General features: G+C 37.8%; 23 protein-coding genes. 8 read left to right on the top strand and 15 right to left on the bottom strand.

Annotation, left to right across the window (positions count from 1 at the left end; translation table 11 throughout):
* Positions 1–145 precede the first annotated feature (145 nt).
* From EM808_RS08995 to EM808_RS08985, 3 genes are all read right to left on the bottom strand, one after another.
* Positions 146–1,636 (bottom strand): UxaA family hydrolase, encoded by a 1,491-nt coding sequence (locus tag EM808_RS08995; protein WP_127737832.1) that lies wholly within the window; start codon positions 1,634–1,636, stop codon positions 146–148.
* A gap of 71 nt (positions 1,637–1,707) precedes the next feature.
* Positions 1,708–3,174, bottom strand: a complete 1,467-nt coding sequence (locus tag EM808_RS08990; RefSeq protein ID WP_235856580.1) for a tagaturonate reductase — start codon at positions 3,172–3,174, stop codon at positions 1,708–1,710.
* A 161-nt stretch (positions 3,175–3,335) separates the two neighbouring features.
* Positions 3,336–4,337: a LacI family DNA-binding transcriptional regulator gene (locus EM808_RS08985; protein WP_127737830.1), complete on the bottom strand. Its 1,002-nt coding sequence runs from the start codon at positions 4,335–4,337 to the stop codon at positions 3,336–3,338.
* 202 nt (positions 4,338–4,539) lie between these two features.
* Between EM808_RS08985 and EM808_RS08980 the strand changes: the two genes are divergently transcribed.
* Entirely contained in the window at positions 4,540–5,850 is a 1,311-nt protein-coding gene (locus EM808_RS08980) for a prolyl oligopeptidase family serine peptidase (RefSeq protein ID WP_127737829.1), read from the top strand.
* A gap of 45 nt (positions 5,851–5,895) precedes the next feature.
* On the opposite strand, the gene EM808_RS08975 is transcribed toward EM808_RS08980, so the two are convergent.
* Positions 5,896–6,183, bottom strand: coding sequence for a hypothetical protein (locus EM808_RS08975; protein WP_127737828.1), 288 nt, complete (start codon positions 6,181–6,183; stop codon positions 5,896–5,898).
* Between the two features lie 342 nt (positions 6,184–6,525).
* On the opposite strand from EM808_RS08975, the gene EM808_RS08970 reads away from it, so the two are divergent.
* The 3 genes from EM808_RS08970 to EM808_RS29485 all read left to right on the top strand — a co-directional run bounded on the left by EM808_RS08970 (position 6,526) and on the right by EM808_RS29485 (position 8,330).
* A complete protein-coding gene (locus EM808_RS08970; RefSeq protein ID WP_127737827.1) occupies positions 6,526–6,870 on the top strand; it encodes a hypothetical protein in 345 nt (114 codons plus the stop codon).
* Between the two features lie 79 nt (positions 6,871–6,949).
* The gene (locus EM808_RS08965; protein ID WP_127737826.1) at positions 6,950–7,888 is read left to right on the top strand and encodes an acetamidase/formamidase family protein; all 939 of its coding nucleotides are present in this window, start codon (positions 6,950–6,952) and stop codon (positions 7,886–7,888) included.
* 313 nt (positions 7,889–8,201) lie between these two features.
* The gene (locus EM808_RS29485) at positions 8,202–8,330 is read left to right on the top strand and encodes a hypothetical protein (RefSeq protein WP_263642175.1); all 129 of its coding nucleotides are present in this window, start codon (positions 8,202–8,204) and stop codon (positions 8,328–8,330) included.
* A 6-nt stretch (positions 8,331–8,336) separates the two neighbouring features.
* Here the strand turns inward: EM808_RS29485 and EM808_RS08960 are convergent, their stop codons facing one another.
* The 7 genes from EM808_RS08960 to EM808_RS08930 all read right to left on the bottom strand — a co-directional run bounded on the left by EM808_RS08960 (position 8,337) and on the right by EM808_RS08930 (position 12,998).
* Positions 8,337–8,654, bottom strand: a complete 318-nt coding sequence (locus EM808_RS08960; RefSeq protein WP_127737825.1) for a CHY zinc finger protein — start codon at positions 8,652–8,654, stop codon at positions 8,337–8,339.
* Positions 8,655–8,906: 252 nt separating this feature from the next.
* A complete protein-coding gene (locus EM808_RS08955; protein ID WP_127737824.1) occupies positions 8,907–9,497 on the bottom strand; it encodes a restriction endonuclease in 591 nt (196 codons plus the stop codon).
* Between the two features lie 87 nt (positions 9,498–9,584).
* A complete protein-coding gene (locus tag EM808_RS08950; RefSeq protein WP_127737823.1) occupies positions 9,585–11,270 on the bottom strand; it encodes an ATP-binding protein in 1,686 nt (561 codons plus the stop codon).
* A 169-nt stretch (positions 11,271–11,439) separates the two neighbouring features.
* A complete protein-coding gene (locus EM808_RS08945) occupies positions 11,440–11,766 on the bottom strand; it encodes an ArsR/SmtB family transcription factor (RefSeq protein WP_127737822.1) in 327 nt (108 codons plus the stop codon).
* Positions 11,766–12,200, bottom strand: coding sequence for an SRPBCC family protein (locus EM808_RS08940; protein WP_127737821.1), 435 nt, complete (start codon positions 12,198–12,200; stop codon positions 11,766–11,768). The genes EM808_RS08945 and EM808_RS08940 overlap by 1 nt, the downstream gene beginning before the upstream one ends.
* 129 nt (positions 12,201–12,329) lie before the next feature.
* Positions 12,330–12,635 carry an antibiotic biosynthesis monooxygenase family protein gene (locus tag EM808_RS08935; RefSeq protein WP_235856579.1) on the bottom strand — a complete coding sequence of 102 codons (306 nt, stop codon included), beginning with the start codon at positions 12,633–12,635 and terminating at the stop codon, positions 12,330–12,332.
* A 120-nt stretch (positions 12,636–12,755) separates the two neighbouring features.
* The gene (locus EM808_RS08930) at positions 12,756–12,998 is read right to left on the bottom strand and encodes a hypothetical protein (protein ID WP_127737936.1); all 243 of its coding nucleotides are present in this window, start codon (positions 12,996–12,998) and stop codon (positions 12,756–12,758) included.
* 168 nt (positions 12,999–13,166) lie between these two features.
* Here EM808_RS08930 and EM808_RS08925 point away from each other — a divergent pair, with 168 nt between their 5' ends.
* The 3 genes from EM808_RS08925 to EM808_RS08915 all read left to right on the top strand — a co-directional run bounded on the left by EM808_RS08925 (position 13,167) and on the right by EM808_RS08915 (position 15,678).
* A complete protein-coding gene (locus EM808_RS08925) occupies positions 13,167–13,526 on the top strand; it encodes a hypothetical protein (RefSeq protein ID WP_127737820.1) in 360 nt (119 codons plus the stop codon).
* Positions 13,527–13,790: 264 nt separating this feature from the next.
* Positions 13,791–14,759 (top strand): bile acid:sodium symporter family protein, encoded by a 969-nt coding sequence (locus EM808_RS08920; protein WP_127737819.1) that lies wholly within the window; start codon positions 13,791–13,793, stop codon positions 14,757–14,759.
* A gap of 463 nt (positions 14,760–15,222) precedes the next feature.
* On the top strand, positions 15,223–15,678 hold the full coding sequence (locus tag EM808_RS08915; protein WP_127737818.1) for a GNAT family N-acetyltransferase: 456 nt from the start codon (positions 15,223–15,225) through the stop codon (positions 15,676–15,678).
* A gap of 54 nt (positions 15,679–15,732) precedes the next feature.
* On the opposite strand, the gene EM808_RS08910 is transcribed toward EM808_RS08915, so the two are convergent.
* From EM808_RS08910 to fumC, 3 genes are all read right to left on the bottom strand, one after another.
* Positions 15,733–16,308 (bottom strand): nucleotidyltransferase family protein, encoded by a 576-nt coding sequence (locus EM808_RS08910; RefSeq protein ID WP_127737817.1) that lies wholly within the window; start codon positions 16,306–16,308, stop codon positions 15,733–15,735.
* Positions 16,309–16,448: 140 nt separating this feature from the next.
* Positions 16,449–18,806: a sensor domain-containing protein gene (locus EM808_RS08905; RefSeq protein ID WP_164849605.1), complete on the bottom strand. Its 2,358-nt coding sequence runs from the start codon at positions 18,804–18,806 to the stop codon at positions 16,449–16,451.
* A 175-nt stretch (positions 18,807–18,981) separates the two neighbouring features.
* Positions 18,982–20,367, bottom strand: a complete 1,386-nt coding sequence (gene fumC, locus EM808_RS08900) for a class II fumarate hydratase (RefSeq protein ID WP_127737935.1) — start codon at positions 20,365–20,367, stop codon at positions 18,982–18,984.
* A 181-nt stretch (positions 20,368–20,548) separates the two neighbouring features.
* Here fumC and EM808_RS08895 point away from each other — a divergent pair, with 181 nt between their 5' ends.
* A complete protein-coding gene (locus EM808_RS08895; RefSeq protein WP_127737815.1) occupies positions 20,549–20,968 on the top strand; it encodes a hypothetical protein in 420 nt (139 codons plus the stop codon).
* 89 nt (positions 20,969–21,057) lie between these two features.
* On the opposite strand, the gene lacZ is transcribed toward EM808_RS08895, so the two are convergent.
* Positions 21,058–24,087: a beta-galactosidase, LacZ type gene (lacZ, locus tag EM808_RS08890; protein ID WP_127737814.1), complete on the bottom strand. Its 3,030-nt coding sequence runs from the start codon at positions 24,085–24,087 to the stop codon at positions 21,058–21,060.
* Positions 24,088–24,094: the final 7 nt, after the last annotated feature.

The raw sequence follows: 24,094 nt of genomic DNA, 5'->3' as shown, positions 1-24,094 counted from the left end.
GATTTGCTTTCTTCTTAATGGATGATACATTAATGTTAACGTTAACAATAAACATTATAGTAGATTGCTCAATATTGAGCAATCGTTTTCAATTTATTGTCACAAAATATTTTAAAGGGGTGTGAACGTATCACACCCCTCCAGTTTACAAGGTAACACCATCTTTAAAGATAGCAATCTCTCTAAACTCATTTTTCTCATGATTGACAAGCTGACCGCTCGCAACGGCTATGATGTAATTAATAAATTCTTGCAGGACAGCTTCTTCCTCTACATTCTCAAGAAGGCTGCCTGCATTGAAATCAATCCAGTGGGATTTATCCTGATAGAGCGGTGTGTTTGTCGATACTTTAATAGTTGGTATAAAGCTGCCAAATGGAGTGCCTCTTCCTGTTGTAAATAAAACAAGCTGACAGCCTGCAGCGCCTAATGCTGATGTTGCTACAAGATCATTACCTGGAGCACTCAAAAGATTCAAGCCATCTTTGGCGAGTTTTTCCCCGTATTTCAAGACATCCACGACAGCAGCACTTCCTGCTTTTTGGGTGCAGCCAAGTGACTTATCTTCAAGTGTGGTAATTCCGCCAAGCTTGTTGCCAGGGGAAGGATTCTCATATACAGGCTGGTTATAGCGCAGGAAGTATTCTTTAAAGTCATTTATTAATGATACTGTCTTGTGAAATACCTCTTCTGTTTCTGCCCGCTCCATTAAAATTTTTTCTGCGCCAAACATTTCAGGTACTTCTGTCAACACAGTTGTCCCTCCCTGTGCGATCAGAAAATCTGAAAACCGGCCTAATAGAGGGTTTGCGGTTATGCCAGAAAAACCGTCCGAACCTCCGCACTTCAAGCCAACCTTTAATTCAGATAAAGGAACGTCCTCTCTCACATCATTTCTAGCATTTGTATAAATTTCTTTCAAAAGCGCAACTCCTGCATCTATTTCATTAGATACCGACTGAGAGGATAGAAACTTTACCCTGCTTTCATCAATACTCCCTAGTGAATCCTTAAAGTCTTCAATGATATTATTTTCACAGCCTAGTCCTAACACTAATACTCCACCCGCATTCGGATGTGTTGCCGCATTGCCAAGGATTGTTTTTGTATACTCATGGTCATCCCCAAGCTGTGAGCATCCATAGTTATGCTTAATAACTTGGATGTTTTCAAATGGTGCAATATCCCCCACTTCACGAATAAATTCCTTCACTATTAAATCAGCTATCCCGTTTACACAGCCGACTGTTGGTACGATAAACAATTCATTGCGAATACCGACATTGCCATTTTTTCTTTTGTAGCCTTTGAATGTGCGTTTCTCGTTTTGAGCAGGGATATAACTTATTTGAGGTAAATAACTGTATTCCTCGATTCCAGAAAGATTTGTTTTCGTATTTTGGGTATGCACCCAAACACCTGCTTGTATATCTGTTGTCGCATGGCCAATTGGAAATCCATATTTAATAATATTGCTGTTTTTTAGAATGGGTATAGTGGAGATTTTATGGCCTCTGGCAATATCCTCCTTCAATTCAAGCTCCTTATCATCAACTAAGAGCTTCGTACCTGCTTGCAAATTCTTCAAAGCGACAATCACATTGTCCTTTTGGTTAATCTTTATAAATTCACGCATGGTCAATCCCTCCATTAAACTTTTAATATATGAAACAAACATACCGGACCTCTACATAAGTCAAATAGTTACTAGTGAGTATTTTCTAAACATGCTTGAAGTGCCTTTCTCATGCCTGTATGCTCCATCATCATTAAATGGTTGGTAATAGTTTCAACTAAGCCAGCTAATTCGCTTAAATCTTGCTCCCATAACATTTTCTCCTGCAATACGTTTTGTACAAAAGTATGCATAGAAGACTGAGACCCATCCACAGTGCTCCATTGCTCATGGAAGAATGTAAGAATAGAATCATCATCGCGCAGCATTATTTGTTCATCACCACGTTTACCTTTATAAAAGTAAATAAGCGCACTTAAGGAAAATACCAGCTTCTGGGGAAGATGTTCTTTTCGGTTAACAAACTCCAGCAATGTCGGCAAATCCCTTGTTTTAAATTTTGAAATGGAATTTAAGGAAATATCCATAACATAATGGGTAATATACGGATTTAAGAACCGGTCCACAATTTCATCTGCATATGCTGTCAGCTCTGCTTTTGGAAGGTCAAGTGTTGGAATAATTTCGTTAAATATCAATTCCCGCACGAATTCGCCAATTTGCCCATCCAACATTGCTTCACCGACCGTTTCCTTCTTGCATAAAAAAGAAATTGGCGTCATTGCTGTATGTGCTCCATTCAAGATTCTGACCTTTCTACTCCTGAATGGTGTCATATCATCCACTATTAATGTATTTAGCCCGGCCTCTTCAACAGGAAGCTCTGCTTTCAGCCAAGCTGGACCTTCAATTACCCATAAATGATATTGTTCACCAACAACGACAAGGCGATCCTCGTACCCTAACTCCTCTGTAATTTCGCTAATGGAATCCTTGGGATATCCAGGAACAATTCTGTCCACTAAGCTCGAACAAAAAACATTGTATTCTTCCAGCCAGTTTGTAAATTCGCCTCCTAAATTCCATAAAGACGCAAATTGAAGGACGATTTTTTTCAACTCATCGCCATTTCTGTCAATCAGCTCACATGGAATAATAATAACTCCCTTCTCCTTGCTGCCATTAAAATACTGAAAGCGATGATAAAGCAGTGCTGTCAGCTTGCCTGGAAAACTGCTTTGCGGGGTATCGGTCAATTTATCATCAGGGGCAAAAGCAATTCCTGCCTCTGTCGTGTTGGAAAAGATAAAGCGAAGCTCAGGATTTTCTGCGAGCTTTATATATTCTCCATACTCTTTATATGGATCAATCCCTCTGGATACCGCCTCAATCACTGTGTGCTCACTGATAGCGCTGCCATTTTTTAAACCTTGAAGAAACAACGTATAAAGTCCGTCTTGATCATTCAGCTTACTAACCGTTCCGTTTGCACGCGGCTGTACAATCGCCACACTGCTTCTGAATCCAGCACGTTTATTCATCCTGTCCACTTGCCAGTCGACAAAGCCTCGCAAAAAGTTTCCTTCACCAAACTGGACAATTCTTTCTGGATAATTATTTCTTTTATCATTCCAAATGCTTTTTATGCTTTTAGTCAAAGGGAAACGCCTCCTTATCATTTTATGCACACGTTAACATTTTGGTGTGAACAAAACAAAACGTCTACACCATTAATATACCGTTCGTCTTCCATTCTATCAACCTTTTCCTTTAAAAATATGAGCATAATCATCCGATTATGCTCACGTTAACATTTTATTTATGGTTGCGGAATAACCGAATCACGAATAATTAATTCTGTCTTTACAAACACACTTTCACCTGTTTCATTAGAATCGTTTATAAGCTCTAACAGCTTTTTTGCACCTTTTTGGCTGATCTGTTCAATCGGTCTTTGCACAGTGGTAAGCTTCGGCATAACATATTGGCTAAAAGCACTGTTATCAAAACCAACAATCGAGATGTCTTTAGGTACATGCAAGCCGTTCGCGAAAATCGCATTAATTGCGCCAATTGCCATATCGTCATTTGAACAGAAAACAGCGCTTGGAGGGTTGTTCAAAGCTAATAGCTGCTCCATTGCATGATAGCCGCTTTCCATATCATAGCTGCCCTTCACAATATAGCGTTTGTTTATCGCTAAACTATTTTGCATTAATGCCTGCATATAGCCATTTTTCCTCTTTAAAGCTGTTTTGAAGCTTTCTTTTCCTTCAATAATGGCAATCCTTTCATGACCCTGACTTACTAAATAATTAGTTGCCTCCATCGCGCCAGATTCATCATTTGAAAGAATGTTTGTAATAGACGGATCATCTATTTCCCGATTGAGAACGACTATCGGGATGTTTTGCTGCTTCACATGCTCGATAAAAGCATCATCTTCATCGCTTTGACTCATCAATACAATTCCATCAAACCTTTGTCCATTGATGGCAGCAAAATCCTTATAATCGTCAATGCCTCTGACGAACAAATTATAATTCTCATCTATTTCCCCGTTAACCCCTTTTATTACATTCGCAAGGAAAGTTGAAGAAGTCCCGTTTGAAATGCTTGTAAAAAACAAGCCGATTGTATAAGACTTTTTCAGGACAAGGCTCTTGGCACTATAATTCGGCACATAATGCAGCTGTTCGGCCAGCTCCAGTATTTTCTTTTTTGTATCTGGCTTAATTAATGGGCTTCCATTAAGAGCCCTTGAAACAGTTGTATGGGAAACATTAGCTAATTTGGCAATATCCTTAATTGTTACACCCACTGGTATCACTCACTTTTCTTATTCTACCTATTAGTTTACTTGAATTTTTCAACAGTGGTCAAGGTTTGAATACTGCTGATTAATTTTAGGATATTAATGTATTAAACAACTAAAATAGGAACTTTTTCCCTTATATATACCTTTATAACATGTTAGCATTTAATTTGTAAGCGCTTAAAAACAAAGAGAGAGGAGTTAAAGAATGAATAAGTACATAAGATCAGCATTATTGGTTGTTTTAGGCTTCGTCTTGATTTTCTCTTACAGCACAGGTGCCAGCGCAGCAAAACAGCAAAAGAATAAAACATCTTATCAAACAGTTACGGAAGTTAAGGATTGGGGAACGGTTGTTACAAAGCTGATTGTCAATATTGACAAAAATATTACAAAAGGCAGTGTCAATAAGGATACGTTTCAAGTATATGTGAAAAGAACTGACAGCAGGCTTGCTAACCCATTGCTTGAGGAAGGCTATAATAAGGTGACAAACGCATATGTTGCCGATAAAAATGGCACGGCTGTTAAATCTGGCAAGTATGTAGTATTAGAACTAGAGAATAGTCCGACTTTAACTATCAGTGCTGCTTTAAATTATGACTTTGTAACAGGACTGAATAATTGGGTAAACTTTGACTATACCATTAAACAAGTAAAAGACATTAATTCAAAGTCAACTAAGCTAAGTGGTTTAATCATTACGAAGAACAATGGTTCACAAAACGGACTAGTCGGCGAATTTTCTTTAGGTAAGCATTCAGCTGGAGGAACTACATTATCCTATGCTGATTTCGAGCCAGCAAAAGATAAGAACAAAAACCCGCTGATTATTTGGCTGCATGGCGGTGGTGAAGGCGGAACAGATGCAACTATTCCAATTGCTGCAAATAAAGCAGTGAATTTTGCTTCTGAGGATATCCAATCTATTTTTAATGGGGCGTATGTATTAGCGCCTCAAGCTCCAACTTATTGGATGGATGGTCTAACAGGAAGAGCTGATGGAACCTCTAAATATTCAGAAGCCTTAATGTCTCTTATCGAAAAATACGTGAACAGCAACCGTGATATTGACAAAAACCGTATTTATATCGGCGGAGCATCTAATGGCGGCTATATGACGTTGTTGATGACACGTGATCATCCTGATTACTTCGCAGGCGCATTCCCTGTTTGTGAAGGGTTAAATGATAAATATATCTCAGATTCTGATATTAATAAGCTTGCGAAAACACCAACATGGTTTGTGACAGCAAAAAATGATAAAACATTGCTTCCAGAATTAAACACATTGCCAACATACGAACGTCTCCTTTCTGCAAATGCAAAGGATGTTCACTTAACATTATATAATGATGTTCATGACACATCAGGATTATACAAAAATGCGGACGGAAGTGCTTATCAATACGATGGTCACTGGTCATGGATTTATGTATTTAACAATGATCCTGTTTCCAAAATAAATGGAAAAAATACGACTATAATGGAATGGCTTGCTTCAAGAACATTACATTAAAAACCAACAAAAGCGGCTGACTATCAGCCGCTTTTGTCTATGTTACTACGAAATAACCTTATATTTTTTATCAACCTTAAATGCTAATATGCCTAAAAACTCTGAGACTGTCATCCCTTCTACTTGCCGGGAATACCACGATAATTTCACGCCCATATCTTCCCCATCATGCTGTACACCAAGTGGTTTATAGCCTTTTTTTCCTGTTGCATCACTGTAATCAAATTCAATAATCAGTTCTTTTCCAGCTGGCGTCTCTAATTTCACTTTATATCGTGGATGAGTATACTCTGGCTTATACTTTACACCTTTGATTTTTGCTTTAGTTTTCATATAGTCTCCTTTATGAAAAAAAATTTTTCCATTCCTCTTAAGATGTCAGGAATGACTGCCAACCTTCTAAAGAATAAGCTCTGGACGAAGCATTCAAACTCTCGTTTAATTACACACGTAATAGAGTAGATTCTTAAGAAAATAATCATCTGGTGCCACAGAGCCAAAGAAAATAGATGAATAAATGACAATAATAATTCACTTTTAAGCCATACCATTTATTTATATGGCGGAACTTGAATTATATACCTGCTTTTTCCTTCATTATTATGATTTAATCTTCTTATTTTTTCACGTAAAAATGATATAATCATACATAGTTTATTTTTATTGGAGGAAAAAATGATAAATGCAATTGGTATAGCAGACTTTAACTTTAAGCCGACACAAACTTCCAACTATAAGCTGCATGTGTCGAAAAAAATAAATGGGGTAAAAAATAAGTTTTCAGATAACTACGAGGTACTCTCTGTTTCTGAACCTTTTGATATAGATGGTGATATCCATGTACGCGTTTCCTGTTCCTTTGATATTCATCTCCCTGAAATAGCTTACTGCCGTTCGATAGATGACTATGTTGGTCATGTATTTCCAACATTAAAACAGCGATTAAGCTCTAAGTTAATTTCAACAAAGGTACATTCTTTGACAAGAATTCTTACACCTGATGATAAGAAATATTACTGATACTCCCTTTTTCATGTATTTGAAAAAGGTTTTTTTCATTTGTACATAGAAATAAACAAACTAATAAAGGAGTGATTTTATGAAGAAGCATATATTAACATTAAAACAAGAAAATTTACATGGCTCGTTTAGCAGGAACTATCCTCCTATTTTAACCGTCGAATCTGGAGACTCGATTGAAATGAAAACATTAGATATTGAGTGGGGTTATTCTTCATCAGAAGCAGAAGTATACGAAAAGTTCCCCTCAAATCAATCGGAACAAAAGGCTGGTCATCCCATGATTGGACCAATTGCTGTAAAAGATGCAAAGCCAGGAATGGTGCTGGAAATTAAAATAAATGATATTGTGCCAGGATGGTATGGAAGGAATTGGAGCGGCGGCTTGCCAAACTGGCAGAACATTACGCTTGGAATTGCCGAGGAAGAAAAAATTCAGCTTGACTGGAAACTGGATTCCAATCAGATGACAGGATCCACTATTATTGGTGATAAAACTTTTTCTGTGGCCCTCCAGCCTTTTATGGGAGTAATGGGAGTAGCTCCAAAGGAAGATGGTGTTCATCCTACCCCGCCTCCACGATATTGTGGTGGCAATATTGATTGCAAAGAATTGGTTAAAGGTAGCAGTCTGTTTTTACCAATATCTGTTGAAGGTGCGTTATTTTCCATTGGTGACGGTCATGCCCTCCAAGGAGATGGAGAGATCTCTGGAACAGCGATTGAATGTCCAATGGATCTTGTAGACATTACATTAATTGCCCGAGACGATATGGAATTGCAAGCCCCACTTGCCAAAACACCATCAGGATGGATTACATTCGGATTTAACGAGGACTTGAACGAAGCCGCAAAGGATGCCTTAAATGAAATGATAACCTTTATGCAAAACAACTATGATATAAGCAGAACAGAAGCAACTGCCCTATCAAGTACAGTTGTTGACCTAAGAATTACCCAAGTTGTTAATGGCGTTAAAGGCGTGCATGCAGTCTTACCTTACGGGGCTTTGAGATAGGTACAAAAAGTGTAGGACATAACTAATTCTAAAGTGGAATGAAGCGGAAGCCACTCCTTCTGCGGGAAATAGAGGAAAATCCGAGGAGACTCCGCTTCCTCTCCCCGGAAATGAAGGGAGGAAGCGGAATGAAACGAACTAATTATAAAACTAAGCTATTAATAAAAATGATTAATTTGTTCTGTTTGAATAAGGCTTACAGATTTATGTCCCCACCAATTTTTTCCCATTATGAAACTTTTGGCATCTCCCTCCGTATAACTTATATAAATAAGCGTTCATAATGATTAAACGAAGGGCAGGTCAAAAAAATATGAAACTGAAAAAGAAAAAGGAAAAAAAGGACCGTTCCGAGTTAGCTGAACTAGCCATTGAACTAGTAGAGCCTCTCTACCTGCTAACACGCTTATTAATTAGAGCTATTGCCAAGCTGCTAAACTAATTACTGTTACGTTGCTGCAAAATACAGATGATGATGTAAAGAGCATCTGTCATTATATTTCGCTCCACAATTTGCACAAGACGTCATGTCCTTATAGGCAGCAATGGAATGCTCTGTCTTACACACCCCACATAAAATTGCCTTTTCGCCAAATTTCTGTGGTGGCCATACTTTAATCGGATGATCTGCAGCCTCTTCATGGCATTTATAGCAAGGATAATATGTATTACAGCAATAAAATTTAATAGCGATAACATCAATGTCACTATGATAATGCTTACACCTTGTCTGGTCATCTACTGTAAAACCAAGTACTTTCACCATTTATGTTTCTCTCTCCTTAAAAACTATTGATCTAGATTGCTCATTTCCCCATTATACAATGGAGCATGTTACAGTACCATCAATAAAGAGAGTGAATTTTATACAAACAGCATATATCGTTGATTTACGGCGGACTGTTAGCATTTTTTTCAAGCATGGTGCTGTAGCCACATACCGTTTTCTTCACAATTAGCAGCATGCAGAAACTATAAAAAAAAAGAAACTCCTTTTCCAAAAGGAATTTCCACTTTTTTACGTTAACTGCGGCAGAATTTTTTGGATTTCCTTTTCTGCTATTCCAAGACTGGCAAGCCATAAATCGGTTAAGCCAACACCATCTATTAACTCTATATTCAGGCCCTTTGCATAAACAATGGCATCCTCCGAAAAAATGCCAGCTGTCACGACATATCCGCCGGCTGCACGTTTTTTTACAATGTTTGAATGAACAAGAGCAATTTGTTCAAAACCAATTTCATGCTCGGTTCTTACGATTTGCCCTAAAAACAAACCTTCCTTCGTTTGGTGCTCCAAATTGATTCCCAACCGATCTGCATCTGCCAGCACCCATGCAGTTCCTCCCCTTGTTTTTTCAAGTAAGCTTGCTGTAAAGGCTTCTAATGTAATGTCATCCTTCAACAAAAGGGCATTGTTTTCCAATTGCTTTCCAGTGGGAAGAAAGCGGAGATATAAGCCAAGTGCAAGGGTTTTTTTCATGTCCTGACTTGTATGTAGATGCTGCAAAATTAACCTGCCCTTATATTCATCCTGCCTTTTTGTCCAGAAAAAATGAATGAAGGCAAGCACAACAAGAATACCTGCTATTAATTCCAAAAAAAGCAAAAGCTGTCCCCTCCTTTTCTATAAGGATAGACAGAAATTATAAAGAATTATACACATGCTCTTACTTTTAATACTAGCTTACGCTCATTATTCTTTTACTAAGGGGATAGTTACGGTGAAAGTAGTTCCTTCTCCTTCTATGGAATGAAAGCAAATATTGCCATTATGCTGTTCAATTATGTTATAGCAAACCATTAAGCCTAGACCTGTCCCTTTTTCCTTTGTTGTATAAAAAGGTTCACCCAGCTTGTTTTGAATATCGATTGGGATTCCAACTCCATTGTCGATTATTTCAAACATAGCATCTCCTTCTATTTCCTTGGCATTAACTGTTATTTGCCCACTAGAAGGAACTGCTTCAATCGCATTTTTTATTATATTCATAAATACTTGCTTGATTTGGTCACCATTACATTTACAATATAGTGGTTTATTGGGTATGTTGAAATGAAGAATTACATTTTTCATGTTTGCTTGTGATTGCATAAATGTGCAAATATCATATAAAAGCTTGGACAAGTCCATCACTTTTATTTCTGTTGAGACAGGCTTTCCGAGTAGTAATAACTCACTCGCAATCGTTTCAATTCGATTTATTTCTGCATCAAGAATCGGATAAACATCTTTAATATGCAAGGAGCCTTGTTCTGCTAGCTTCATAAATCCTTTAATAGCAGTTAGTGGGTTTCTTATTTCATGAGCGATGCTTGCTGCAAGCTGGCCGGCAATCTCTAGCTTCTCGTTGCGAATCATCAAGTCATGATTTTCTTTTCGTTCTTTAATGTTTCGGGCAATATGAATAATTGTTTTTTTGTCTTCAAAAACAAAAGGAAACGACAAAACCTCGACATCGACCTTTTTCCCAGTCAAAGCAATTAACTGAATTTCACAAGTCGAAAAACGCTCTCTTTTCAGAACTCCTCCTGCCTTTGCTTTAATTTGTCCGTGAAAGGCAGGGTCAATTATCTCCCACACCACCTTATTGTGAAGCTGAGCCGAATCTGCCTCCATTAATTTTAATGCAGATTTATTTGTGTATGCGATATTTCCTCGTGACGTAATAAAAACGGCATCAGGCATTTCTTCTATTATTCTAGCATAATGTGATTGAGCTATTTTCAGAGTCGAAAGGGCATTCTTGTAATTTATTTCCCTTCTGATGGAAGGATGCAGATTTTCACTATCTTGAAAGCTCGATATGACCAGTTCATTATCTGACATAATATAATGATTGTATTTCATAATTTCCATATGGACAGATGCTGGTAATTGCATGCCATCAAACGCACAAATTCCAAAGCTGTTTGATTTTTTTATAAATTGGTTGGCAGCTGCTTCATATTTGGATAGCCTTTCCAGCAGATTTTTCTGCCCTTTAAGCAAAACGACCTTTCCCCAGTGCCTGACTGGGTTTCTAGTAGTTAAGAGAGGTGTTAATGCATATGCAAATTTGTGCATTATTTTGTCAGGATCTAGTGGTGTATTCGGTTCATAAAACTCTATATTATCCATAAAGTTAATTCTGTCCAACTGTGCTTGGGTAATCCCCTGCTCCTTAAGGCGCTCATTAAGAAGCTTGAGGACCTTGTTATCATCAATAAACAGGATTTCTTGATTTAGTTCGATACCTGCTGTTATAAAATAAAGGGCGTTTTCTATGTATTTACTAAACTCTGTGGATACATACGAGATATGCGTTCCATTTGTGATGATTGTGTTTTTACTTAAAGCCGCTTCAGGCTGTATAATATGTCTAGAAGTAATCGTTGCCATCCCAAGTCCCTACTTTCTTTCGTTGTGATCTGAGACATATTTACTTGAATTTCATATTTTTGTCACCGCTACCATTTCTCTTCTATCATACATTATTTTCTAGTAATTTTCCTAGCACAATTATCCCAAATAAATATATCCATATAAAAAAGACGCAAAATTTGCGCCTTTACTTTTTATCTTCTTCCATCAAATGCTTAAGCACGGAAAGCCTGTTAAACCAAAACTGTTCATAATAGGCAATCCATTCCTGTACCTCAGCGAGAGGCTCTGGACTTAGAGTATATATCTTTTCTCTACCTGTTTTTCTGGCAGAGACAAGTTTTGCATCTGTAAGAACTTGCAAATGTTTTACAATAGCCGTTCTGCTGACTGGGAACTGGCTTGAGATTTCCGTTATCGGCATGTCTTTCTCAGATAACAGCTTTAGTACTTTTCTTCTCGTCGGGTCAGCAATTGCTTGAAAAACATCGGATTTTCCAGCCGTAGCTGTCATTATGCTTCTACTACCTTTTTTAGCTTTTGAACAATACCGCTCCAGCCTTGATTCATTCTATCACGGATAATGGCAGACTTTTCATTTGCCTTGCCGATCAGTTCCTCTGCATTTTTCCAGCCACCATGAACGACAGTAAATTCCGTTTTTCCGTCAAGCTCTTTCAAAGAAAACGTAACAAACCAACCCTCTGTATCCCAATCAAATGACAGTTTATGTGGTGGTTCCAATTCTGTCACCTTACAAGGAGATGGTCCGAACGGTGATTGAAGATGAAATTCATAGCCAAGCTCTGCCTGAAAATCATTTGGCATAAACCATGCTGCAATCCCTTCTGCTGTGGAAACAAAGTTCCATACCTTTTCAACACTTGCGTCAATCGTAATAGTTTGAATAATGTCTTGCACTTTACCCTGGTTCTGATTGATTGTCATATGCTTTTGTTAGCTCCTTTTGATTCAGATAATATAACACCTTTTGGTTATAATTTGAATTTTATAACACCTTTTGGTTATATGTCAAGCTCCCCATTAAACTTTATCCATGTCTAATATTCTCCATTCTTACATACTGTATTCTCTTTCTACCTTGCATATACGGACATGATAATCTTCATACCACTGCGCTTTTCCTTTGTCCTGTGCATGCCTATGTACAGCATTTTCCTTCCACTGCTTTATCGCTTCAAGAGATTCCCAATACGAAACTGTTATGCCTAAGTTTGAATCACGTGCACTTTCCACTCCAATAAAGCCAGCCTGCTTTTCAGCCAACTCCTCCATTTTCTCTGCCATTTTTCCATAACCGTTATCACCGGCAGTTCTTTTTGATGTGAAAATAACTGCGTAATATTCCTTTTTGCTTTCCACCAAAATTCCCCCTTTTTATTCGTTTCCACTTTTTTTATTTCGCCAATCTGATCCATAACTCCTTGAAATTCTTTCTTCAGCCTCCTCCACTATATAAAAAAGCATAGGACTATGCTAATCCTATGCCAAAGTACTGCCTTTGCGTTGCATATAAAATTCAAGTGTCCCCATTTCTTCATTCGCCAGTTCTTCCATCTCTTCTAAATCTTGTCTTGTTACATATGGATCTTTCGAATTCCATTTTACAAATTTTATAAAGTAGTAGTTTTTAATTGGATATAGAATAACCCTTGAATGGGCAAATTTATCATAAATAAATTCCATACTTCCTTTTTTTCGATAAGAGTAGGATTTTATTTCCACCTTCCCACCTACTTTCGCTAAAATAAGACTGTTAAATTTACTATTCCCGTCTCTATTTATGCAAAAACCAACTGCTTTCAATTTTTTAATATCCTATTTTCTTTAACACTGTGCTATAATTACAAAAAATTCAACTGAATAGTTACAGCATAAGGAGATCTAATCATTATGGAAGAAAAAGGATGTTTTGACATAAAGGTGAATCACTCCTCTAAAACGATTGATATGCTGATAGAAGGAACTTTTGACCTAGCCACTGTTGCAGAATTCGTAACTGATTACCGGGACAAAGTTGCTAATCTTTCTATTGCTGATGCCAAGCAATTTAAATTAATCATTGACTGCAAAAACATGGATGTTCTCACACAGGAAATGATTCCATATATGGAAAACTCATTTCGACTTTATCAAAAATTAGGCTTTGTTAGTATGATTATCATCATTCCAAGAAGCCCTGTATTAAAAATGCAGCTAAATCGTATGGCAAAAAGAACAAGCTTTCCAAATGCTATCATTGTCGAAATATAAGATTAATAGGGAAATAGTGTCTTCCTTTATTTATAACAAGTCTTGCTGTAAAAACAAGGCTTATTAACCAAGTTTTTATAAATAGACATATTTCCCAGCTTTATCCTCCTATCATATCCCCTTCTAATGCCTCCATAAAAATGAGAAATTAGACCCATTATATCGGAACCGCCGCATATTGATTTTTCTAAATATTTCATCTAATATAGTAAAGTGCTTTTATTTGAAAAAATCTGAATTATCATTCTTTGGAGGTTTCGTCTTATGGGATTCATCGAGAAAATAAGCAGCATTGCAGGAAAAACATTTACATTATGGGTTTTGGTCTTTGCGGCAGTTGCGTATATTTTGCCAGAGCATTTTGTTTGGATTGGCAATTATATCGTGCCACTATTAGGAATAGTTATGTTCGGTATGGGCCTTACCCTTGAATTATCTGATTTTAAAGAAGTATTTACACGTCCTAAGGATGTTGCATTAGGGGTTATTGGTCACTTTGTAATTATGCCACTTCTTGCATTTTTGTTGGCAGTCGGCTTAAACCTGCCAAGTGAGATTGCTGTTGGGGTCATTTTGGTTGGCTGCTGTCCAAGTGGTACAGCATCTAATGTGATGGTTTTCCTTGCGAGAGGAAATGTCGCATTAGCCGTTGCCATAGCGTCTGTTTCTACTATTTTGGCACCAATTGTAACACCGCTTCTCATCCTTTTGTTTGCTAGCAAATGGATTCAAATCAGTGTAGGGTCTTTATTCCTTTCGATTGTACAAGTTGTTATTATTCCGCTTGTGCTTGGATTTGTTGTGAAACGCTTCTTTGGAAAACAAGCGAAAGCTGGTGCAAAGGCAATGCCTCTAGTTTCCGTTATTGCAATCGTTTTAATTGTTGCTGCAGTTGTGGCTGGAAGTGCAGACAGACTTGCAGAAACTGGTCTATTAATCTTTGGAGTTGTCATTCTTCATAATGTTCTTGGCTTTTTAATCGGGTTTTTCTTTGCACGACTATGTGGCATGGATCTTGCAAAGCAAAAGGCTGTTGCCATGGAGGTCGGCATGCAAAATTCAGGATTAGGCGTCGCCATTGCCACAGCACACTTCTCCCCACTTGCGGCCGTTCCTAGTGCTATTTTTAGTGTTTGGCATAATTTATCAGGTTCTGTTCTTGCCAATATTTTCAGCCGCATGAAGGATAAAACAAAAACAGATACGTCTGTTAATAATAAGCTGCATGTTTAATTGGATGATGGGGGTTAGGACAATACTCATATATGATCTTTAAATTAAGAATATAAATAGATGTAAGTACTAGTTCGTTTCATTTCACTACAGTCACTCGCTTTCCGCGGGGAGGAATATGAGCCTCCTCGTCTTCGCTTGCGGGGTCTAAAGCGTCCTCTATTTCCCTTAGTAGTCGAGTGCCCTCCGCTCCATTCCACTAAGATTTTTAAATATTGCATTAAGACCGAAAACTCCAAATAAAAAACCGAACTACTCGATAAAAAAATGCCAAAGTCAAAAACTCGTTTGTATATGAGCGCTTACTAAAATAGAAGCGTCAACTAGAATGTTACACTGCCCATTTATATCCACTGATAATATATGAATATTCTAAATTAATCTTTTATTTCGATTTCCATATGATATATTATATGCATAGGAAAAACACACTCACATTGTTATCAGAAGGGAAGTATAATTAATGATAATCAAGATTGACGACTTACGCGGTCCTGAAATTGCTGCATTGCTTGAGGACCATCTCCATAGTATGACACTTCACTCTCCGCCTGAGAGTATTCATGCCCTTGACTTAGAGGGACTTCGCAAGCCTGAAATAACGTTTTGGAGCGCATGGGAAAATGATGAGCTTTTAGGCTGTGGGGCATTAAAGGAATTGGATAAAAATCATGCTGAAGTGAAGTCTGTGAAAACAGCGTCTGCACACTTGCGAAAAGGGGTTGCACAACAGATTATGCTGCATATTCTCGAAGTCGCTAAAACAAGAGGCTATACACGCTTAAGTTTAGAAACTGGGTCAATGGAGGCCTTTTTGCCAGCAAGAAAATTATATGAAGCACTAGGTTTCTCTTATTGTGATCCCTTTGCAGATTACATACTGGACGAAAACAGTATGTTTATGACCAAAACATTATAATAATAGAATCGGCTAGAAAATTGTAATTAAATAGAGGCTCTAGCCGATTTTTTGTTAGAGTAGCTTCTCCTCTATTCCTACTATCTCTAGCCTTGTCCAATGTTTTTGCCAAGCTTTATTTATGACTCTATTCTCATAGATGATTCTTTTATTTGTTTTTTCATAATAGTGAGTTGGCCTAACCTTAAGAGAAACAGCATCTGTCAATCCCCATGGTGCTGCTAAAACGAGGCTGCCGTTTCCATCGAGCTTCACTCCTAATGCCGTTGCTGTTTCAGGGAAATGGGTAATTCCGTCCATGGCAGATGTATAAGGCGAAAAGCCGCTAAGCGTATGCATTCTAGCTTGATTTTTGACAGACCAAGGTAAATGGGTATGCTGCTTTAGCCTTTGCTCCAGTTGCTTTTCTTCTTCTTCCTCGATATTATTCGCATCATAGTAGATAACATCAATGTCTGGTAGTGGTGTCCTATCTGAAAATTGATGAACCTTATCCCAAATTTTCGAACGGACAAAGCCCGCACTTATCCACCAGTCAGGCAAATCAAGCTTTTGGACAATTTGCAGGATGTTCATCATCCATTCATCTTCTTTTATCCATTTCATGATTTCCTGTTCTGTTTTATCCATAAAAAACATCTCCTTGTTTTACCGATTATTCCTTCTTAATCGTATCAACCAATCCTATAATTTGTAAATTTTTAACTTCCTATAGTATAAAAAAACACCTCCACTAAGTTAGAGCAAAGTCTAATAAGCGGGGTGTATAGTTAAAGTATTGCTTCAAATTTAGCCATGGAAATGGGCTTGGAAAAATAATATCCTTGTGCCTGATCACAGCCAAGCTGAATCAGCTTTTTCACCTGTGCTTCTGTTTCAACACCTTCTGCGATTATTTCTAGCTTTAAATTTTTTGCCATGGAAATGATGGCTGACACAACCTCTATATTACCTTCAATTTGATCGATAAAGGATTTGTCAATTTTAATACAGTCGACTTGAAGCTTATGAAGATAAGAAAGGGAACTATAGCCAGTACCAAAATCATCCATGCTGATGCTTATGCCCAATTCACTTATTTTCTTTAATGTTTGATTCACTACAAGTTCATTTTTCATGACGATTCGCTCAGTAATTTCAAGTTCAATGACGCTTCCATCAATCTTAAATTTCTGTAAATGTTCAGCAATAAACGTTATAAAATCCTCTCTTAGTAAGGTTACAATCGATATATTAATAGAAATTCGTCCAATGTTTTTGCCAGCTTTATTCCACCTATGTATGTGCTTGCATACTTCTGTAAACACATATTTTTCAAGCTTAACAATCAGACCGCTTTCTTCAGCCAACGGGATAAATTCATTAGGAGGAATAAAGCCTTTTTTATTATGCTTCCACCTAATTAATGCTTCTGCACCTATAATATCCCCGCTTTCGATTTGGTATTTTGGCTGATAGTGAACAAACAGTTCTTGGTATTCCATCGCTTTACGCAAATCACTTTCCAAACCGACTTTATGATTTGCATGTAGAGACATTTCGCTATTAAATTCCTTGTACCCATTTGCACCAGCTTCCTTCATCTGATACATGGCAATATCTGCATATTTCACGAGATCGTCAACATTTGTTGTGTGCTCTGGAAATCTGCTGATACCTACACTTGCTGTCAAAATTATCTCATACCCATCAATAAGAATGGGTTGCCTGAATACTTGGTTAATAGATTGAGCGATTGACTTATACAAGGCCGTATTTTCCAAATCATCTGGAATGATTATAAGAAATTCGTCTCCGCCAAACCTTGCTACCTTTCCATTATCGAGCACTAAACTGTCTAATCTTCGCGCGATTTTCTGCAGCAAACTGTCACCAAAGGAATGGCCAAGTGTGTCATTAATGCTTTTGAAACGGTCAAAATCGAGCAGCATTAGTGTAAATGGGATATTGTTTTTGATATATTCATTCATCGTCATTTTGGCAACTCGTCTATTAGAAAGCTGGGTAAGATCATCATGAAAGGCAAGATGTTTAATTTGCTCTTCTGACTTTTTCTTTTCTGTAATATCCTCCACTAATGCAAAAACGCCGATAAATTTATCATTGGTAATAATTCGAACAGCAGTAATATAAACATCCTTTTTGCTATTATTTTTCATTGTAATTTCTGTTTCGAACTTATGAACCATTTTTTTATTATAACCAGCTAAATAAGCATCCATTTTCTTTCTGTCAATATTAGAAAAGAGCTCAAAAGCATCCTTGCCAAGCAATTCATTCTCCTCCAATTCAAGGAGTTTAGTGCCTTCGTAATTAACACTATTAATTGCTCCGTGCAAATCAATACCAATAACTGCCACAGGATTATGCTCAAATAATGCTGTATAAAAATTTGCCTTTTTACTCAAAATCGTGTCACCTAAAAAATATGGTAGCAGCATTAAGAGGAAATTGGCTCCGATTGTTAGTATAAAAGGAATGAAAATTTCATAGTCACTATACATGTATCCTAAATTAAATTTCAAAATCGATATTAAAACAATATAGGGAATATTCGCTAGCGAGATTCCTGCAAGAATAACACCAATATACTCCCATTTTTTCGAAGCTCCTTGAAATATATCATCACTTGTTATTTGAATTAAAAATCTAAATACAGAAAAGGACGAACCTAGTGTCAGCAAGAAGGTTGTCACATAAAGAATGAGATTAAATTTAATATGCTGACTGAATAGCAATGCAAAACCAAATGTATCTGATGCTATTAAACATACTGCCAAAAATAGACTCCCCCATAAATAATGGGTTTCCTTCACTGCTCTCGATTGTGAGAGGGAGAGAATGACTAAAGACCCGATAAAGCAAAACAAAAAAATGATGAGAAAGTATAATGGATAATCCTTTGACGAATACGGCAGTGGGACCAGATAAGAAATAAGAATAAATGTAATCCAAAAAGAAAAGCCTAGCAACAGAGAACCGCCGATAAGGATGGAGTTTTTGTTGTTTACATCCATCCTTAGCTTCTTGCTAATCCACAGCCCTATTGCACAGCTTATAACAGACATTATCGGAATTAAGATCATATATTGTGTATGAAAGTGATCGATGATGTGTTGAAAAAGCAATAACATGACCCCCTGAGTAGTAAAGCTTGCTTGTTTAGAAAACAAGTCTATAATAAACCAAATGAGACTTTATTCATAAGACTATACTACTATTTTAACATGAAGTTAACAAATTTAATCGTAGTTTACCTAAAAAAAACTGAACCTATTGGCAAATAGGCTCAGCTTACACATTTTATTTAGGATAGGTCATTTCTTTCGGTTGGATGTAGCTGTCGAATTCTTCTTCTGTTAACAGATCTAACGCTAATGCTGCCTGTTTTAAGGTTGAGTTATCAGCAAATGCTTTTTTGGCTATTTTTGCTGCATTTTCATAGCCTATATGTGGATTTAAGGCCGTAACAAGCATTAAGGACTCATTTAAATTTTTATCAATCTTTTCTAAATTAGGCTCGATTCCAATTGCACAGCGGTCATTAAAGGATAGGATGCTGTCAGCAAGCAGGCGGGCTGATTGCAGGAAGTTATAAGCGATTACTGGCTTAAATACATTCAGTTCGAAATTCCCCTGACTTGCAGCAAACCCAATTGCTGCATCATTCCCCATCACTTGCACTGCCACCATTGTTACTGCCTCACTTTGCGTTGGGTTTACCTTTCCAGGCATGATAGAGCTTCCTGGCTCATTTTCAGGAATATTGATTTCACCGATGCCGCATCTTGGTCCACTTGCAAGCCAGCGGACATCATTGGCAATCTTCATCATATCTGCTGCTAATCCCTTCAACGCCCCATGTGCAAACGTTATTTCATCATGACTAGTTAATGCATGAAATTTGTTTTCAGCAGAAGAAAATTGTTTATTTGTAAATTCTGTTAATTTCTGACAAACACGCTCTGAAAATTCCGGATGAGCATTTAACCCGGTTCCAACTGCTGTACCTCCAATTGCGAGCTCTCGTAAGAAAGGTAAACTTGCTGTAATCATGCTTTCTGACTTTTCAAGCATACGGTGCCAGCCGCTGATTTCCTGCCCTAATGTTAGCGGTGTCGCATCCTGTAAATGGGTACGGCCGATTTTGACAATGTCAGAAAATGCCTCCACCTTTTCCGCGAAGGTTTGCTTAAGCTTAGTAATAGCAGGTAGTACAACATCTTCTAGCTGTACAACTGCTGCAATATGTAGAGCTGTTGGATATGTATCATTGGAGCTTTGCGATTTGTTCACATCATCATTCGGATGCAGGCGGGTTTCTGTTCCCTTTTCAGCAAGCCATTTATTCCCTGCAAATGCAATTACTTCATTTACGTTCATATTTGACTGTGTGCCACTGCCTGTTTGCCAAACAACAAGAGGAAAATGCTCATTTAGACTGCCATTGAGTATTTGATCAGCACCAAAGCAAAGCGCTTCCGTTTTTTCTGTTGATAAAAGCCCGAGTTCATTATTAACAATTGCCGCGCTTTTTTTCAAAATAGCAAAAGCATGAATGATTTCAACTGGCATCTTTTCTTCACCAATAGGGAAATTTTCTTTGCTTCGCTGTGTTTGTGCACCCCAATAACTAGTAGCTGGGACTTTAATTTCTCCTATCGTATCCTTCTCCAAACGGTATTCCATTGACATTCCATCCTCTCTTAAAAAAATTGTCTGTCTACCTACTATTATAAACGGTACTGACTGAATTTTCATATTTTATCTCTTAAAGAGGCTGTTTATATTTTTTACAAAATTTGTATCCAATTAGTGACGAAAGGAAATACTTATTCTAAGAAAAGATATAATTAAAAGAGGTAATTGCATGAGAATAATCCCAGCCCTATTTTCCATCATCATGCCTGGCTTTGGTCAAATTTACAATCGAGAATTAGTGAAGGGTTTAATCTTTGTAATCTTAGAACATTTTGATAATATGCTTGGTAGAATCAATCAAGCGATAGCTCTTGATATTAATGGCTTTCACCAACAAGCAATAGAAGCAACCAATTTTGAAGTAATGCTTTTTTATCCTGGCTTTTATGTGTATGCAGTATGGGATTCGTGGTTTTATGCACGTGAGGGGGCAGACAAGACTAAAACCGCTATCCCTTTTGTTATTGCAGGCTTTTTGGGAGAAATAGCTGCATTACTTGCCCCAAAAATCCCATACCCTACACTGACTATCGGGGTGCTGATGATTGTGCCGATGTTTATCGGGATGTATGTTTTTCGGGATCAATGATAATCTTCTTACTATTGATTCTATTGACACCCTTTTGCCATTTAAAAAGCCTTATCACCCATCATAGTGAAGGACAATAAGGCTTTTGACTATCTTCTTTCTATGACAAACTCAAATTCTATGTCTTCACTTGCATTAAGCAAATGTTCTTTATGAACGGGTGCTCCCCAACTATCGTCACCACCGACGCCCATCTGCCTGCCTGCGATTGTTGCCACAGTATAATGAATGTTTGGAAGCTCATACACATGCTGAGCATTTTCAAGCTCAAATGCAGTGTATGGAGAAAAATTACATTCTAGCGGTTTGTTTACGTACGAGATATTGATGCCATGGCCTTGCTCGTTTGTTACAGATACATACCTGACTCCTGTGCGGTTCCCAGATTCCTGTGGCATTACATAGCCTGATAAGTTATCAGAAACCTTTTGGTCGAAACGGCTTAGTTTGGCACCCATTGCTCTGTCGGAATAATTCTCTTCGGGTCCAAAAGCATACCAATGGGTCTGGCTGTATTCGGCTGGCAGCTTGAAGGACAAGGCAAATATCGGCAGCTGTGGCAATTTGTCAGCACCTTTATACACTGACTTCACATGAATACTTCCATTTGCCAAAACCGTATAAACCACCTTCACTTCTATGTCTTCATGGACAGAAAAAGCATATGTGAAGGCAACACTAGTTTGACTGCTGCTTTCCTCCACCTGAATGTCCGTGCATTGCCTTGCAAGGCTTGCAGCATACCATAATCCAGAATGATAGCTTTGTGAATACCCTCTGTCATTATCTGTTGTCGCCCTCCAAAATAATGGAGCAGGAGGCATGGAAATCATTTCTTTACCTGCATAGGACAAGGATACTAGACTACCTGACTGCTTGGAAAACATAACTGTAAAGTCCTTGCCATGTACACCAATATTAACATCACCATGGACTGTTTTTATTTCTCCTATTGGTTGTGGTAGTTGTTTTTCCCCTATTTCAAAAATATATTGCCCAAATGCAATTTCATAACCTGCATCAGCCCACAGTGTTTTCTCCTGCAAAACGAATGATGCCTGAATACAGTATTCACCTGGCGCTTCTGTAAGATTGGCAGGAAACGATACTGCGACATAACTAGCGCTTTGTGGCTGAACGGAAGCAGACAATTTTTTTGTACTTATTTCATTACCATTCAAAAACAGCTTATATAATAAGTGATAGTTTTCCGTATTCGTAAACAGGCTTTCATTTTTTATTAAAACCCCGTTCTGATCTGGAACAAGTTTGAAATCCTGGTACAGAAATTTCACTTCCTGCATTTTTGGTGATAATTTACGATTTGCATAAACAATTCCATTTGTGCAAAAACCGTAATCTGTTGGCCTGTCATCAAAATCCCCGCCATATGCCAAATATTCCTTGCCAAACCGGTCCTTTTTATAGAGAGATTGATCAATATAATCCCAAATAAACCCGCCTTGGTACATTGGATATTTTTGCTCTAATTCCGTGTATTTGTACATACCACCAAGTGAATTTCCCATTGCATGCATATATTCACAGCTGATATAGGGCTTCTCTGGATTTTCCGTCAAGTATTTTTCAATATGCTCAGGCTTTGCATACATACGGCTTTCCATATCACTTGTAGCATCATATTGACGATTATGAAAAACTCCCTCATAGTGGACAAGCCTGCTTGAATCTTTGCTTCTGAAATAATTGGCAACATGTAAAATAACTTCACCAGCATATGATTCATTACCACAGGACCATATAAGAATGGATGGATGATTTTTATCACGTTCTACCATGGAAATCGCCCTGTCCATCACAATATCTTCCCACTCTGGCTTATTGCCGGGAATATTCCAGGACGGTTCAATAGCTCCCATCTTTTGCCATGAACCATGTGTTTCTAAATTCATCTCATCAATAACATAAACACCATATTCATCACATAATTCATACCATAAGCTTTGGTTTGGATAATGGGATGTGCGGACTGCATTTATATTATGCTCTTTTAATGTTTTGATGTCCCAAAGCATATCTTCCTTTGTTATCGCTCTTCCGTGCCTTGGATTAAACTCATGGCGATTAACTCCTTTAAATACAATTCGTTCCCCATTCAATCGCATCACTTTATCTTTCAGCTCAAAATGTCTAAAGCCAAGTCTTTGTGGAACAACCTCTACAAGCTTGCCAGATTCATCATAAACACTAACATATAAAGTGTATAAATGAGGATTTTCAGCGCTCCACAGCTCTGGATTTTCCACTTCCATTTGAATTGTCCAACTGCTATTTTGCTCGGTTCCAGCTGCTGAAGCTATTGTTTTTCCGTTCTTGTCCGTTAGCTCTGCAACGACTTTTGACACAGCTTTTCCTTCAAGCTTCACATCTGCTGTTAAACTACCTAATGTATACGTGCCGTTCAATTCAGGACGGACGTGAATATCTGCAACATGGATGGCTGGTACAGAATAAAGGTAGACATCGCGGAAAACCCCTGAAAATCTCCAGAAATCCTGATCCTCCAGCCAGCTTCCTGTGCTGCGCTGATACACCTCTACTGCAAGCTTATTTTCTCCATCTGTTAAATACGGGGTTAACTCGAATTCAGCAGGTGTGAAGGAGTCTTCACTATAGCCGATAAATGAGCCATTCAGCCATACAAAAAACGCAGATTCTACCCCTTGAAAGGAAATATAAAGTGGTGAAGCTTTTAAGTTTTCAGGGACTGTAAAGTATTTAACATAGCTTCCAACCGGATTATGGTCTGTCGGAATTTCCGGCGGACGGATATCATGATGGCCGTCCCAAGGATACATCGTATTCACATATTGGGGCTTCCCATATCCTTGCAGCTGAATATGGCCAGGCACAGATATATAATCCCAGCCTGAACAATCAAAATCTTGTTTATAAAATTCGCTTGGCCTTAAACTAGGATTTACTGCATAATGAAACTTCCAGTCTCCGTTTAAAGAGCTGCGGAGCTTCATCGGAGCTTGAGCTATTGCCTCTTCTTTTGTTTCATAATATAAGTGGTCTGAATGTGCTGTAAGACGATTAACAGCGAACACGCTAACATCCTCGAGCCAATTTGTTGTCGGAATAATTTTTGTCATTTTTTAA

The organism is Niallia taxi, from assembly GCF_004005475.1.
Classification (GTDB): Bacteria; Bacillota; Bacilli; order Bacillales; family Cytobacillaceae; genus Niallia; species Niallia taxi.
Note: the sequence above shows the minus strand (reverse complement) of the source record. Positions and strands in the feature narration are given on the sequence as shown.